The 15,482-nt window shown below is 62.8% G+C and carries 12 protein-coding genes; 4 read left to right on the forward strand and 8 right to left on the reverse strand.

Annotation, left to right across the window (positions count from 1 at the left end; genetic code table 11):
* Positions 1–13: 13 nt before the first annotated feature.
* From ACODRV_RS13955 to ACODRV_RS13970, 4 genes are all read right to left on the reverse strand, one after another.
* Complete coding sequence (locus ACODRV_RS13955; protein WP_488908714.1) at positions 14–1,774, reverse strand: hypothetical protein; 1,761 nt, start codon at positions 1,772–1,774, stop codon at positions 14–16.
* A 166-nt stretch (positions 1,775–1,940) separates the two neighbouring features.
* On the reverse strand, positions 1,941–2,861 hold the full coding sequence (locus ACODRV_RS13960; RefSeq protein WP_488908715.1) for a TniB family NTP-binding protein: 921 nt from the start codon (positions 2,859–2,861) through the stop codon (positions 1,941–1,943).
* Positions 2,858–5,035: a Mu transposase C-terminal domain-containing protein gene (locus ACODRV_RS13965; RefSeq protein ID WP_488908716.1), complete on the reverse strand. Its 2,178-nt coding sequence runs from the start codon at positions 5,033–5,035 to the stop codon at positions 2,858–2,860. The genes ACODRV_RS13960 and ACODRV_RS13965 overlap by 4 nt, the downstream gene beginning before the upstream one ends.
* Complete coding sequence (locus tag ACODRV_RS13970) at positions 5,032–5,829, reverse strand: TnsA endonuclease N-terminal domain-containing protein (protein WP_488908717.1); 798 nt, start codon at positions 5,827–5,829, stop codon at positions 5,032–5,034. Before ACODRV_RS13970 ends, ACODRV_RS13965 begins: the two co-directional genes overlap by 4 nt.
* 860 nt (positions 5,830–6,689) lie before the next feature.
* Here ACODRV_RS13970 and ACODRV_RS13975 point away from each other — a divergent pair.
* The 3 genes from ACODRV_RS13975 to ACODRV_RS13985 all read left to right on the forward strand — a co-directional run bounded on the left by ACODRV_RS13975 (position 6,690) and on the right by ACODRV_RS13985 (position 9,336).
* The gene (locus ACODRV_RS13975; RefSeq protein ID WP_488908718.1) at positions 6,690–7,385 is read left to right on the forward strand and encodes a hypothetical protein; all 696 of its coding nucleotides are present in this window, start codon (positions 6,690–6,692) and stop codon (positions 7,383–7,385) included.
* Between the two features lie 62 nt (positions 7,386–7,447).
* Positions 7,448–8,953, forward strand: a complete 1,506-nt coding sequence (locus ACODRV_RS13980; protein ID WP_488908719.1) for a hypothetical protein — start codon at positions 7,448–7,450, stop codon at positions 8,951–8,953.
* Positions 8,953–9,336 (forward strand): hypothetical protein, encoded by a 384-nt coding sequence (locus ACODRV_RS13985; RefSeq protein ID WP_488908720.1) that lies wholly within the window; start codon positions 8,953–8,955, stop codon positions 9,334–9,336. The genes ACODRV_RS13980 and ACODRV_RS13985 overlap by 1 nt, the downstream gene beginning before the upstream one ends.
* 253 nt (positions 9,337–9,589) lie before the next feature.
* Here the strand turns inward: ACODRV_RS13985 and ACODRV_RS13990 are convergent, their stop codons facing one another.
* The 4 genes from ACODRV_RS13990 to ACODRV_RS14005 are packed head-to-tail and all read right to left on the reverse strand — an operon-like array spanning position 9,590 to position 13,968.
* Positions 9,590–10,147: a Pycsar system effector family protein gene (locus tag ACODRV_RS13990; protein ID WP_488908721.1), complete on the reverse strand. Its 558-nt coding sequence runs from the start codon at positions 10,145–10,147 to the stop codon at positions 9,590–9,592.
* A 47-nt stretch (positions 10,148–10,194) separates the two neighbouring features.
* A complete protein-coding gene (locus ACODRV_RS13995) occupies positions 10,195–10,683 on the reverse strand; it encodes a M67 family metallopeptidase (RefSeq protein WP_488908722.1) in 489 nt (162 codons plus the stop codon).
* A complete protein-coding gene (locus ACODRV_RS14000; RefSeq protein ID WP_488908723.1) occupies positions 10,658–12,379 on the reverse strand; it encodes a ThiF family adenylyltransferase in 1,722 nt (573 codons plus the stop codon). Before ACODRV_RS14000 ends, ACODRV_RS13995 begins: the two co-directional genes overlap by 26 nt.
* Positions 12,379–13,968 (reverse strand): transcriptional regulator, encoded by a 1,590-nt coding sequence (locus ACODRV_RS14005; RefSeq protein ID WP_488908724.1) that lies wholly within the window; start codon positions 13,966–13,968, stop codon positions 12,379–12,381. Before ACODRV_RS14005 ends, ACODRV_RS14000 begins: the two co-directional genes overlap by 1 nt.
* 821 nt (positions 13,969–14,789) lie before the next feature.
* Here ACODRV_RS14005 and ACODRV_RS14010 point away from each other — a divergent pair.
* A complete protein-coding gene (locus tag ACODRV_RS14010; RefSeq protein WP_488908725.1) occupies positions 14,790–15,482 on the forward strand; it encodes a hypothetical protein in 693 nt (230 codons plus the stop codon).

Consider the following 15,482-nt stretch of genomic DNA (forward strand, 5'->3'; position numbering starts at 1 on the left):
GAGCCCGCGGTCATTACATCGGGCCCAGCGGGAAATCCCACCAAGCCCTATCGGGGGCCTCGGCGCACAGGATGGGCTCAAGAGCATCTCGCTCGTGAAATCCCTGTCCTACCGAATGCACTTCCGGGTAGGCCTCGAGAAACTGCCTCACGTCGATTGGTCTGATCCCAAGGCGCGCGCCGACTTCACGCGTCGTGATGAAACGGCGACCAAGGGCTTCTATCACGCCTCGATCATATCGGGTCCTTTCCGAACCTATGATCGGTTGGAGAAGAGCTCGATATTGGAGCCACCAGACATCCTGAGCGGTACAGTTCAGATAGCTTTCGACCTCGTTTGGCTCCAGCCAATCCCGAAGCGCACCTCCGCATTGTTCCCGATGGAATGCAAAAGGTGACCTGTAGTCCGGGCCGCCCATCACGAGCGCCCTCGCCACCGTTTTATCGATAGCAAGTCGCTGCGGCATAGACCCCCGCAACCATTTCAGGCCTCCGGGAAAGGTTCTCTGCAGTCCGTGCGTAAGGACGGCGCCCCAAGGCTTCTCCCTACCGCCTATTCCCCGGAAGGCTTCCTGAAGAGATACGAAGCACTCGTCGGCTTCGACTACTGGGAGCTTTTCAAGGCCGTTGATGACCTTCATTGCTACCGCCCGTACGAGGACGTTGCTGCCGTAGGCCTCGTGAACAACCGGAGCCTTGCATGGCAGCAGCCAAGCCATGGCCAGCAACTGCTCCAGCGCAATTCGCGGCAGTCGCGTGCTACGCAAAAACTCCCACGATTTCATCGATAGACCTAAGGTACGGCGGAGCTCCCGAACGTCACCCTGATTGAATTGGAAGAACTGCCTGGCCTCGCCGGTTTCGACTCGACAGGCGAGGTAACCCAGCGTGGCCAGATCCCGTACTTTTGAACGCCTGAGCCCCAAGACCCGCCCCGCCTGGGTCAGTGTCAAGTATCCGCTCTTCGCTATGCCTGCAGTTTCGTTGTCGATCCGCGAACGACGATGCTCCATCGTAAGGCGTTGGATATTTTCCATCACGATCGGGCGCCTGCCATCTCTAGCGATGCGTGACAGGTCCGCCAGCAGGGCGGGCGCGCTCCGCTGGTCAACGTTGTGATACAAATCCCAAATGGACCGCGGATAATCCAGAAGTAGGCGAACCCCAGCGGCAAGGTCCTCAGGAAGCCAATCCTCGCGGGAGGAGCGGTCTGGACGCTGCAGTTGGGCAGCGTGAGCGAAGGCAAGCGCCAACTCGTATGCATCCGTCGCGGACCTGATGACGAAGAACGGAGGAACCCGCCTGACAGCCGCCTCCTGTCTCTCCACATCCTCACTGAAAAGATCCAAGACCCAAGAGAGAGCCGGGCGATCCGACTTGCGCACAAATCGCTTTTTCCCGCCGGAAAGCATCCCTCCGCATTGTTGGCATTGATCCAAGGCACGGACTTTGGGCCAAGAAAGAGGGGCGCCACATCCTGCCAAGAGACACCGATCCACGAGCAACTGCCATGTATCGGGACAAAAGTTCAGATGGCGCACCATCCATAAACGATTGTCTCCCTCGGCGTGGGCTCTACCCGGAAGAAAGCGCCGGCGCGCTTGATAGATGAGGTAGGGGCGTAAATGGACGCCCCCCAGTCTGCGCTTTCCACTCCCCGACAGCTCTTCTGCGCCCCATAAAGCAGTCAAATCTTCTGCATCGACACAAAGCACCTCGGCCAGCACTGCCAAGCTCTCGCCCAGCCGGCTGAGGAAATCTGCGTGTTGGCCCATCTTTATCCCAGCCTGGAGGAGCAGAGATACTGGTCGTCCCAAATGATTGTCGTACGCCGCACGAGCCACGAAACTAAGTAGGGTCTCGCCCGACCGGGGAATAACGGGGAAAAGTAGGCGGCCACGCGATCTCGGAAGAGCCGCTTCAGGTAGAAGGATCGCGCCATCAGACATGAACTACCCCCTTCAACGGGTTCTGTTTGATGAACGACTGCTCAACTGCCCAATGATCGATTGCCCACGAAATATCAGCCAGCTCCAAGCGTTCAGAGCCGCGCAGAATCGCGACCTCCACCGCGACCTGGAACAAGCGCGACACCCTGCCGATCACTCCGCCCGACACCTCGAACAAGGCAGGCAAGATATCGGCATCGTGAAGGTTGGAAGGGAGCGGCAGTATCATCTGGTCGACGATGGCCTGTTCGAGCCTAAGCACGAACTGCGAGAATAGTTTGCGATCCGCGCCCTTCCGCGAGTCCAGCGGAGGCAGATCGCACGGTGCTAGCAGCCGTCCGTTGAGCTGCAGGTTTCGGCTGAAGAGCCCCATCGCGTCCTCGGTCCCCACGAACGCCATGGGGACCACACCTGCGTCGAGCATACCCTTCAGCGTATCAGTCACATCGTTCTTTGGACCGTTTCGGTAGTTGAGGTGCTGGATTTCATTGACGATCAGCAGCTCCGTTTGAAAGCGTTCAAAACATGCCCATGCACGGCGTTTGAGCATCAACTCATTACCGTGACCTGCATGAGGATCGCCAAAGGCACTGAGTATGATCGTCATCAGTTTTTTCGACGTCATCGCCCGCTCCAGATCGACTTTGATGATAGGGATAAAGTCAGCCCTTGGCGGCGTCCTGGCCTCGACCAACGCGATGTAGGCCATCGCTGCGGCGCTCTTGCCGGATCCGGTCGGACCAAGCACCCTCAGCCCCATTTGCGGCTGTCCCTTGGTGCAGCGACCAAGTCGCTGGAGATAATCCAGACGGCTGTGGAGATGCACATGCGGCGGGTAAGGCAAGAACAGTCGTTTGAACCGCGCGACCTTTTCGGCGGCCTCCTCGTTACGATCAGACAGCGGGCGGTTCATTCGAAGCCCTCCCACTGACCTTCACCTCGGGCAGGTTCCATCCATTCAGACGCAACTGGCAATTGCGTTGGCGGCGGAGCCGCTCGAATCCGCTTCGCCGCACCGCCGCGGGCCCGCCGCACGGGCTTCGAATGACCATCGGTGCGTTCCGGGGCCAGAGCCGCTGTAGGGATGATCGGAGCCATGCCGTCGTGCCGAGGTTGCGCATAGGCGACATTGAGATGGCCACCCGCCATCCCCTCGATCTTGGGTGACGCCAACAGGCGAGCTTGCGTGCGCTTGTTCCGCGTGAGGACGCTAAGCGGCGTGAGTGCGTCTACCTTTCGACGGAGCTCCAGCCGGCGCTCTCGCCGGGCATCGGCCGACTTCAAGCCTTCCTCACGCATCCATTCCTGAATGCGTTCATGCAGCCACTTTGACAGGCCATCCATATAGTCGGGATCGTCACCCGGCAGGGTCACAAATATCCCTCGCTTGGCATCCCAAATGTGGATTTCGCCGAGGTTCGCGGGGTTGTACTTGATCGTCACCCGAGCCGTCGCCGACCCTGCAGGGCGACCACGAACCGGCTCCCTGCTAGCGAGCGCTTCCAGCAGCGGTCCTGTGATCGCGGGATCATGGTACTGATTGCCGAAGAGCGAGATACCTGAGCGGTTGAGGTTGCCCTCCACGTGGGCGCCGATCATCTTGTCGAGCTGGCGATCATCTCCGATCACCTGCACCCCGCCTTGCTCCCGGACACCTCGAGCCCAGACGTTTACGGGTGTGTCGCCCAAAGTTCGGTGCATCTCTTGGTGATATACACCAATCGCCTGGGCCAGCAGGTGCTCCGCCTGCGCCATCGTCAGAACAGCGTCGCGACGTGGATCGAGCCCCCATTCCCGAAGCTGCTGGATCGGAAATGTCCCGCCGGGAAGTTTCTGGTGAAACAGCTTGTTCAGGGTTCCGAAGAACCTCTCGACGACTGCTTTGTAGGTCGGGGACCGGACCGGCGCCCATCGGACGCTAATGCCAACATCCGTCATCGCGTTCTCGAACGATGTGCCCGTGAACTCCCAACCGTTATCGACCACGATCTCGTGGCATTTGCCGAAGATGTCGGCCAACTCCGGGCAATCCGGGAAGTGGTCGAGCATGTAGGGTTTCGGACGATTGCTGCGCTTGATGCACTCGGTCACGGAGTAGAGCGAGGGCGGTTCGAAGGTCAGAACCCAGCCAATGATGCAGCGGGAGTGGACATCGATTAAGACGGTGATCCAGGGTCGGCCGAGGAGCCGCCACCCATTGGGGTCGATAGCCACGAAGTAGTCCGCAAGGGTGTGGTCCATTGCAGCGAGCAGGAGTGGCCTGTGCGACTTCAAGCCTCTGCCGCAAGCCTTGAAGCGGGTGTCGGCGGCCTTCTTTCCGTACTTGGCGGCGACGGTCTCGTAGCACTCGGTCGCCCGTACATGTTGGCGAAAGGTCTCCCTCGACGGGACACGCACGGCAATCCAGTTGGATGACCGCTCTCGGAGCCGCTTGTTGAGAGCGCTTAGATAGTCGCAGAGATCATCGTGGGCGTCGGCGATCGACTTCCGGTGATCAGCCCAGTAGCCCATCACCTCCTCGTGCATCCGCCTGAAGACCGAGGGTGGCAGGCGCTTTCTGCGCGGCACGCGTCCGGACATGGAGACCATGACTTTGAGGACGCGCTCTCCCACGGCCCCGCGTTGTTTCAGCCAGCGTCGAACGGTCGACGGGGAAGGCGGGGTCTTTCCAGCCAGGTAGCGCGGCTTGGCTTCCCAGATTGCGGCCAACGCCATGCGAAGTCCCCGATCGCTGCAGGAATAGAACGGCAATCGATCGAGCGATCTCAGCACGACCTGACGCACAAGCGCTTTGGGATCCCGGGCCTGGATGGCATCGAAATCGTCCTCCCGCTCGGCCGCGATCTGTTGTGCGCGAGTCCGTACGACGGGGCGGTCCAACCGCCTAATCCGGCCCGCACCGAACTCCGCTTTCAGCCAGTCTAGGGTCGGCGAGACGCTCTCGCCAGTGTCCAACTGGATCTGGAAAGGCGCGCTGGTTCGCTCAGATCGGAAGTAGAGAAAGCCATTGCCCATGAGCTGGTCAAAGACGTGGCGCTCTCCGCCGATTTCCCATAGCTCGCCGATGTTGAGTTGGATGTCGCTCATTGGAAAACCTCCGCCTGGCCGCAGACCAGCTCCACCGAAGTTTCATCGTTGAGGGGGGAAGAAAGGTCGAACCGGACGAGGCGACCGACCACCATGGCTTTCAATTTGGCGGTGCCGAGAGGACGTTCGCCCAAGCAGGTCGCCAACTCGCCCAGCGGCTTTTTCCCTTGTCGTTCGAGCTCATCGACGACCCGGAACACGTCCGCGGAGGTGAACTCCGTGAATGCCCAGGACTGGATGTCGACGACCGCCTGATAGATTTCCGCCGGCTCGAACAGGGCCGACTTCATGACGACCCTGAAGCGCCACCCGACGCGTTCGCAAATCAGGCGAACCGCCTGAAGCTTCAGGCGGTAATCCGGGTCCTTGAGCGCTCGATGGTCGTTCTTAACCTCGACGATCTCAAGTTCGCCGTCGGCCAGGAGCCGGACACAGTCGACGATGTAGGTTCGCTTTCGACCATCGATGACGAACTCGAAGCGGAAGGGCTGAGCGCGATAGTCGACGACGTTCGTGTCGGCCTCGCAATGCATGAAGAATGCTCGCTCGTTCATGCTTTCGTACGGCAACGCCCGCCCCGCCTTGCGACTGACGTAGGTGCCCGTGGTGATCCCCCTTCGGCCGGTGATGATCGTGCGGATTGGACCGACCGCCGGCGTGACCACGAGTGTGGCCGTGGCCGATAGATCCTCCCACGACAGTGGGTCGCCGCTTGCGAAAGCGACCTGGTTGATCGCGTCATCGAGGGCCGTTCGAAGGGCAGGCGTGCGGAAGGTTTGATGGAACTCGTCCATTCTGGTCTCCTCAGATTGTGGAAGTTGGCTCCAAGCCAAGCGGAGGCGACGCTCTTCTCTGAAGACACGGCGTTGACTTCGGGCTCGTCTGAGGGGATGATTGCTAATCGCCGCGAAACGATAGGGTGCAACCAGCTCCCCAGAACAAGCCTTGGGTCCTCCCAGGGCTTGAACTGTTTTGGGCTAAGCCCATATAAATGTTGATCTTTACGGCGGTCGCATTTGCTGACTCCTCTCCAGTTTCGCTTGGCTTCGAGCCCACAGACCTCAAAAAGCCTCTGGGTGACTCACCGCCACGCGTAGAGATTATGTCAGATCGACAAGGCGGAGTCCCAAGACGATGAGGCTGAAAATTCCAGACAATATTCGCCAATGGATCAATATATACTAAAGGCTATAATACACCTGATCCGACATGCGAGGTTTCATAAGCCTTGGAAGCGGCATGTGCGGTGGAGCTCCACTCTCGCGTCTCGCTTAGCTGACTGCCCACCGGTACCGCATTTAGAAGGACGCTTGGCCGTAGGGCACCCGCGCGAGATCGGCCGCCAAGGTGAAGCCGAGCCCCGGTGCCGCCAGTTCGCACTCCGCTAACGCCGTCAGCAGTCGCAGGCCCAACAGGGACGGCCAAAGGCCGAGCAGAGGGGACCGAAGCTAGGGGTTCCGTCCGGCGTGCAGCCCGTAGTGCGCAGCCAGCAGGATCATCTGTAAGGCGCGGTCGGTGTCCGGTGTCGGCGGGTTACGGGTCCAGGTGGCGCCGGCATTCGTCGCTTCAATCTTGACGGGTGCATATGGGAACTCGAGGATGCTTCGCCAACGCGCCCGCCTCGTGGAGGCGAAAGCCGGTGCGGAGAGGACCGATGAGCCGACCGAGCCATTACAGCGCCGAACTGCCGAGGCGCTGCGCCGCCCTGATCGAGGGGCTGTCCGATTCCGTCGACGCCCTAACGGCGGACCCACACTGGGGCGGTCCCCTAAGGACCACCTTCCTCGTATCGATGGCCACGCCGATGATCGTCCTGCCGTTCGAACGGCTCTTCCAGCCCGGCGTTCGGCAGATCGAAGGGGTGGGCAACGACCTGCTTCTGGATCCCGACCTCGACGCCCGGATCCGGGCCGAGCTTGAGCCGGGTCGGCGGTTCGACGCGACGCCCTTCTTTCTCGCCGACGCCTTTTCCTACGCGCCCAAAGTCAGGCGCTTTCCGATCGGATCAGACTGGTCTCCTGAGGTGCTGGAGTCGCTTGGCGCCGAGGCGGCGTTCGCCGCCGCCGGGGCGGCGGACGCGGCCGACATCCTGTCGGTCCTTCGCAACGCCCTGGCGCATGGCGGCGTGACCTATCTCGACCGCGACGGCCGGCAGGTGAACGCGGCCACCACCATGTTGGCGTTCGCGAGCTTCGTCAGCCAGAGGGACCGCGACCACCTGCGGCTGTTGCGGATCTCCGTCCCGGCCTTCGAGCAATTTCTTGGCCAGTGGGCCGGATGGCTGACGGCGTCGGGCGCCGCCTACTGGATGGAACACGACGGACCCGGCTATTTCGCGGCCGCCGAATAGGCTCTGGCGCATGCGATCCCATATGCGGCCTCCGGCCTGACGCCAAAGCGAAAAGACCCTTCATGGCCCGCGCCCGAACCTGCATCATCTGCGACAAGAAGGCCGGCTCGCGTGAACACGTCTTCCCCGGCGCCCTCGGCGGACGACGCACGGACAAGGGCATCTACTGCGACGACCACAACGAGGCCTACGGACCGCTGGCGGAGGTGCTGACTACCCAGCTCGAACATTTCAACGCGCCGCTAGGTGTCGTGAGCGATCACACCAAACGGGTCCGGACAGTGGCGATGACGGATATCGCCACGGGTCTCGCCGTGACCATGAACAATGCGGTCAGCCGGCTTGCGGCGCCCCGGTTCTCGACGCCGTACACGCCGGGTGAAGCGTTCGCCGGGCAGATCGAGTTCAACTCCATCGAAGAAGCGCAAGCCTGGGCTGTCGCCCAGCGCGCGCGAGGCATGCGCGTCGAGTACGGCGAGGCTCCGCCGCCACGACCACTCATGCTGTCGGGTGCGCGAGGCACGATCGGCCTTGGCGGTCCGGAAGCCTTTCGCGCCGTCGGATACGTGGGCCAGACCTTCCTGGCTCATCTCTATCCGGACGTGGCGCGCGCCCCCGGGGTCTCGGAGTTCAAAACCTGGACGCTCAAGGGCGACGGCGATGACCACGTCTGGTGGGTCTTCGATGCGACGGCCGATCTGGACGGCCCAACGATGCCGGATCCCGCGACGCAGACCCGCCCCTTCGCCTTCGCGCACCGGATCCTGGTCGGCGTGGACGGGGAGGGCTTCGCCTACGCTCGCGTCTCCTTCTTCTCCAGCCTGCACTTCGCGATGGTCTTCGGTCGGGTCGGAGGCGTTCCGGAAACCTCGACGTTGGTGGAGATCGACCCCTTGGCGCCCGCCGCTCCGGCCGACCGGCGAACGGAGCGGTTAGCCGTGACCAAGGAGCCGGTCGAACGCCCGGAAGACCTCAACGCCAGCTTCATGGAAAGCGTGCGCTCCGGGCGGGCGGTCAAGGCGATCGACAGGCTCCTGAAACGAATCGCCGCCAAGGACGTCGCTCTCGCCGTCGCGGCTCTGCAAACCCAGCTGACGGATGTGGCGACATTGTCGTCGTCCGCGCGTGAGACGCGGTTCGCCGGGATCGTCGAGGCGCAGCTGCAGCGCTACTGGTCGATCGGCAACACCGTCCTGCGCGAGTTCATCGCGCAAGGGGACATAAGTCCTTTCCGCGCGGCGGGCATCCGCCTGGAGGCTCTGGTGGAGCCGGATCTGACGCGCCCCGACGGCCTGTCCGTGACGGCGTCGGCCTGTCTGGAGAGGGTGCGTCTCGCGATGATCGTCCAGTTCGAGGCCGCCTATGCCGAGAACGCCCTTGATGCGTCCGGGCTGACGGACCTTTTGATCGGCGGAGAGACGCGGAGCGCGATTCTCATGGCGATGATGCAGCCGGTCCTTGATCGGGCGAGCAGGGCGCTCACGGCCGTCTCGGAGCTCGAGGCCCCCGCAAACGGGAGCGGCGGATGTGGAGGGCGACGGGGAGACCGACGTCGTGGGAGAAGCTGATGACGGTGTGGATTCAGGCCTCTGAAGCCGCCTATTTCGACGGTCTATGGGCGCGTCGGGCGGAAGCTCGAACGCTCGTCTATCGCGAGGTAGTGTTTCGCAACGGCGCGCGTCCGCTGCGCCATGACTGCCACGCCAACGCCGCGCGATGGGCGGCTGAGACGCCTGACATCCATCCGGTCCACGGCTGGTTGGTTGAGTCCGCAAGCGAGGAGGCCGTCCGGCTGTCTGCGCATTCGGCGCTCCAGCAAGCGGACGGCGGGCTCTACGACATCACGCCGCTTGAGCCCTATCGTCCGGCCTTTCTGGCACATGTGGGATCGGCCCAGGCGTTCTTCGCCCTTTTGCCGCGCTTCAACACGCTGAATTGGCCGGTATCCTGACTCCGGTCAGTCAATGGTGAACGACAGCGTCTTCTTCCCGTGGGGGGATTGGCAGTTGACTTTTCGCGCGGCGGATAAGGCGTCGCCGGACGGCGAAGCTTTTCCGTTATCCTAGATTTCAAACCATGGCGCAGAAGCCCGGATTGATCGGCCCGGATGGGAAGTCAACGAACAGCTCCGGTAGACTCTGGACGCAGCGACTCCACGCCCGCGCTGGGATGGCTGAACTTGGCGCCGTGGTGGTCTCTTAGCTCTAGATTCCAAACAGCAACCGGGCCGCCCCGAAGACATAAACGCCCAGTCCGACCAACAGAGCTCGAACGCCCCAGCGAAACAGCCGGAACTTCATGTTCGCGACCTTGGCGTTGGCGCCGATCTGACATCCGAGATCGTCGAAGTAGCGCTGGCTCAGAACGCCACCGCCGCCCTGATCCAGGAATCGCTTTCGGATGCGACGCGACACCTTGTTCAATGGCAGGTCCGCGAGGTGGGCGAAGAACAGATAATTCTGCGGACACTCCGGGTCCTGCTTCCCTCCCAATCGCTTCAGATCGGTGCGCGGAAGGAAAGAGAGAAGCGCCAGGCTCGCGGCAAGGACGATAAGCGGTGCGCCGTACATGAGAGCGTAGCGAACCTGGGCGACCGTCTCGGCGGTTTCCCCCATTGCGACGTTGGCTGAAGCCAGAATCCATGCCGAGGCGAAGGTCAGCAACGCCGCGTTCTTCGCTTCGCCGAACTTCACGAAATCGATGGTGCGGGCGAGGCTGGCCGTCATTGTCGCGTCGAGGGCTTTAGCGTCTTCGGGGGTCATGGGACTTCCGGAAAAATGGCGACATCGTTGCGCCGCCGAGTGCGAGTTCAAAGGGCATCAGACCGCGGCCCAGCGTGGCGTCTGATATGGACAGGCGTTATCCGGCCATCGCGGTGGAAGGCTGTGGACGACGCTCGTACCGCACCGCTTCTGGACAATCGGCAGACCAACAGCATGGCGAAGTCAGGCGACAACGGCATGCAATCCGTGACGATCTCGATCATGCGCTCGCGGTCGACTGGACTGGGTCGCGCAGGGAAACTGGGGTGTGAATGCCACTCGCCGAGATAGTTGAAGCGAAGAAAATCACCGCCGGTGCGTTCAAAGAAGGCGTCCAGAAAGGCTTGATGGGCTTCGGGACGCCGCACGAAGTGATCCGGGCCACCGCCCTGTTGGATCGACAGATCCATCAAGCGGAACACGCCATGTCCCATATGTTCGCCAACCAGAACCCCGCCGATTTCCAGACAGCCTGCAGAACGGAGCGCTTGCCCCAGACGGTGGACCAGCTCAGGCGGCGCGATCAGCGTCGGCATGGCTCCTCCTTGTCAGGCGATCACGCAACGCGAAGCCAGCTTCTGGAGACCCGACGCGTTGAGGCGGGGGTTCCGGCGATCCGAGGTCGAGCGGGCGAGTATCAAAAGGCGCGTCGAAGATCCACTCTGCGGCCAATCCGATCAGATAGGCGGACTGAACGAAGGCCGACGGCTGGACATCCAGCAGCAGATCCAGGGCGAGCCGGGCCGCATGGCCCGCTATAACGGTGACGTCGGCGTCGTCGGCGACCAGCGGAGCCTCTTCGGCGCCTGATTCATACGGCCGAGCCGGGCGAGGCGGAGGAGGTTCACCCTGTGCCGCGCACCAAGCTTCGATACGGCGGCGCGCGACCTGTGGAGACGGATCGATCCCCGGCCGCGACCGGGCGACGAGGCCGCCGAACCCGCCGCCGAAAATCTCCAGCCAGATCATCGGCCGCACGCCCTCACGGCAAAGCCCGGCGATGAGATTGAACACCTCGGCCTCCGCCGTAGCATCGATGATCAGGTCACACGCTTGGATCGCGGATGTCATCATGTCCGCCGAGCTGCTGGCCTCCTGCCCGCCCAAGCGCTGGAGGTGAGTCACGACCTCGGCCTGAGGCGCGACCAGGGTGATGCGGCGCTTCAGGGCAAGGGCCTTGTGTTGGCCGAGTTCCGACGCGTCCAAGGCGTTCCGCACGAGATTTTCCGGAAGGAGGATGTCATCGTCCACGAGGACAAAACGTCCGACGCCCGCTCGCGCGAGCATCAGGGCGATCTTGCTCCCGGCCGAACCGCATCCGACGATGGCCACGCTTTTCGCGCCCAAGGTGCCATAGGCCGGCGACAAACGCGCGCCGCCTCGGCTGGTCGCAACCGCCACCTCCAACACCTTGTCCGCGGCTTGCGATATCCACCACATGCGCAAACCGGTATCGAAGGCGACGATCGCGAAGTGCAGGTCATCGGTTTCGCCCGCGCGCACGTAGCCGAGGTCAGAAAGCCGGCCGGGCACGCTTTGGTCCGCCAACCGGGCCGGGAATGCGACCCCATGGGGTGCGCGGATCGCCGTCGCCTTCCAGAGCTTTTCGTTGTCGGCGAGTGTCGGCGATAGGCTGGGATCCCTCCAAACGCCCCCTTCCTCATCCGTTAGGCGCATGGGGATCAGGTGATTCTTGGCGTCCCGCTGAACCCAGAGAAACTCCACCTGGACGGCCTGTCCTGGCGGCAAGCCCTCGAGTCGGGTTTGGAAGGGCTGGGTCGCGACCACCCGGTAGGATTCGAACCGCATCTGCTGGCCTTCGGTCACCCGATGACGGCTCGGCACCGACGGGCGCGGCTCGGACGGCGTCGGGGCCTCTCCGGTCACGAGGTGCCAGGTGCTCTGAATCATTTCCACGCCACCGAAGTCCGGTTCCCAGTTGTCCGCGCCGAACTCCAGGCACAGCTCGCCGCCATCGCCGTACTGATGCCCCGACCAGACTTCACGATCCGCCGGAAACACCGACGGTGGCGAGTGGGGAAAAGCGCGCGGATAGGCCAGGGTCGCCCTGCGCACGCCATTCGGCGTCTGCAGGACGAACCCGACGAGATATCGGCCATCGGCGTCGAACATCTGGTCGATGATGCGCAGCCACGACACGGCCTCGGCGAGAGCCGAGATCGTGTCGTGTTCGAGCGCGAGACGACCAGGGTCTCGGTCATACCAGTGCATCAGGCGAACCCGTCAGGCTTGGACGGACCTGTACGGCGCGGCGCGAAGGAGGCCTCGCTGGCCGCCGCCGAGCTCGGCCGCAGCAGGCTCGCCCCAGCCGTGACAGTAGCCGCCGCCGCGGGAGCGGCGCTGGCGGCGGCGGCCTTGTCTGCCGTCTGGTCGCCGTCCGTCAGTTCGTCTTCGACGGCGGCGTAATCCAGTCCGCCGCGCAGCCGGTCGTCGCCGAAGACGGCCCGAACCACATCCGAAGCGCTGTCGTAGGCGGCGGCGCCGATCGCGGTCTCGTCCCCGGCGCAACGCCGTTGTTCGGACTCCGATGCCAGAACGGCGCGGCCCACCGCGCAGCGGATCATCGCGCCCTTCACCCCCAGCCGCGTCAGCGCGATCGGTCCCAGGTCGAACCCGACGGCCAGACCAAGCCCATGGTCATCGCCCAGCACCGCTTCCTCTTCGAGATGTTCGAGGGCCAGCGCGAAGCTGCTGCGCAAGGCGCCCGCGCAGCGGGTGGCCTCCGTCACCGTCTCGTCTTCATCGGTCGTCTGCGCGGTGCCTTCCGCGAGGACGCCATGAACGCAGTCGCCGATAAAACGGATCTTCCGCCCCCCGAAATCCTTGTCGAGGACGGCGTCCAGCTCCCCACGCAGCACATGCAGGGTGCGAACCACGTTCCTGGCGTCATCATCGTCATCGACACCGGCCGCCACGAAGTCGGTGAAGCCGTCGATGTCGCCGTAGAGCGAAACCGCGTCATTGCGCCGCGAAGACGCCGGCGACAGGAGTTCAAGATCCAGATGGGCGAACGGCGGGGTGTGACCCGAAAAGGCGAACTTGCCGATCGGGTTCTGTTCCAGATCCTTCTTCCAGGCCTTGACGATGTCCGCCGACGTGACCGTCAGCGCCGCCGCGTCCTGACTGTCGGCGATTTCCGCCTCGGTCAGAGGCGTCGTGTCCTCGTCGACATCGTCATCCAGGTCGATGACCGCCCGGGCCGTGTTGGTGAGATAGATCCCCGTCTCAGTCCCGCCACACGCGCGCTTGGCGGCGTGATTGGCCGGGACGCCGAGGAACAAGGGTTCCTTGTGACCGCGCCGGCCGTTGCAGACGGCGAGGGCTAGGCCGCTGTCGATGCCGACGCGCACCTCGGCGGCCGGAATGATCTCGTCGCCCGTTTCACCCGTCTCGGCCAGGACGTCGATTATCAGTTGGGCGGTCGCGATCGCCTTATGGATCCGAGCGGCCTCGTCGGCATAGGGCCGCGCGATCACGGCGTGAAGCCGCTGATTATGGAAGTCCACCTCGATGGCGTCGATATCCTGAAGAATGCGATGAACGGCGCGGTAGTGCAGATTCAGGAAGCGCAGCGTCCGCTTGTGGCAGGTAATGCCCTCGACCTCGGTCGTCCCGAGCAGGGCGGCCATATTGAGGATGTCGACATACAGATGAACGCCGTTGACACGATAGGCGCGCGTCGCCGGCAGCGAGGAGAGATCGGTATTGCGGACATAGTCCTTGATCTCGACGGTCTCGACCTCCTTGAGGCGAATTTGAATGCGCTTCAGCGCACGGTCCTTGGACCAGGAATGAGGCATGGCGGATTGTTCTTTCGGACGTACGCCGAGGCGCCGGCGCAGCGCCGGGCGGGTCGGTCATGTTTCGGGAGGAGACAACGGACCTGTCGGTCCGGTCGGTTGACGGTCGTTTTAGTGTCGTTCACTGCGCGCCGGCCAAAGGCGTCTACCGAACTCTCTTGAACGAAACGGCCGAACCCCGAAGCGCGGTGTTGTCCCGAGGGCCTTCCGCGTCCTAAGATTAACTGCCGGCTCTTCGCGAGTCGGAACCCTGGGAGGAGGCGGCTTGCTGTACCGGCAAAGTCCGCCAGTCGCCTCCTCCCAACCCTATGGCGATCGCTATCGCCCTCCTCTCCTTCAGCCGCCGGCCTTGTGGGCACGATGCGACTTTCGATGTCTGGAACAACGGGAGACACAGCCTCGGCGTGTTCGCTATCCAAGCGGTATCGCGAGTCGCTGGCGTCCGGAAGACGTTAACGAAACGTCCTTTTAACCCGGTTTCACCTTCGCTCGATTCTTTCGGTCCGTCGAGTGATGGCTCAACATATGGTGGGTTAACTGAAGCCAGCCCCATGATGTGCCAGTCCCGTCGTCTTTCTTCCTCTCTTGCTCTTCCCCTCGCCTGAGGCGACGGCGCTGAAACGATCATCGCCAAGAACGGCGCGACTCGGTTCTCTGACCTCAACGTAGTGAACCCACAGCGCCAGATCAACTGTCGATCAACCTTTTTTCGAGATTGTGCAGATTAACGACGCCGGGGCCACAATTTGCGGACCAAATTCATTGACTAAGAGTTGATAATCGGCCCCTCATCGCTTAGATGGGCTTCGGAGACCACACCCGTGAACATCAAGACTTGGCCCGTGCTGGCCCATATCGACGCCGCCCTTGCCCAGGGCGATTTTGCCTCAATGGTGCCGGGCGCTTTCGATGCGCTGGCGGACCGGTTGGAGGCCGCGCTGGCGGAACAGGACTCCGACACCCTGGCTGCCATCACGACTTGGCTGGAAGACCGCTCGCGCCAATTGCTGTCCTCCAGTCCCGAAGATCTTCGCAGAGCCATGCGCGGAGACGCGGACGCCGATACCCATCTGCTTGCTCTGTTCAAGGCTGGCCATCTTGCCTTCGCCCAAACCTTGGCGACCCGCGCGCTTGACCACCGGATCGATGACGCCTTCTTCGCTGAGATCAACCAGTCACGATACGAGCGCTATCTTCGCGCGCTGCTGACCGGTCCCCAGACAGGCAAGGCGCTGTCGGAACTTGTCGGTGAAACCGAGGAGACCGTCAGCCGCAAACTGAAGCCTCTTGAAGAAGCGGGTGTCATCCAACGCGTCCGGCGCGGCCAAACGACGGTCAATCTCCTGACACCGGCCGCCCAGGACTGGCTGTCCCATCAGGGCGTCGCACCACTGGGAACCACTGCGCCCACTCTGCCGCGCGCAATTCAGGCCAGACTGGCCGAGCGCGAGCAGACCATAGCCCCTCATTTGAAGGAGCCGCCGGTTCTCGGCTTGGCTCTTGCGGGAAGCTGA

The organism is Brevundimonas sp. FG8 (assembly GCF_057808845.1).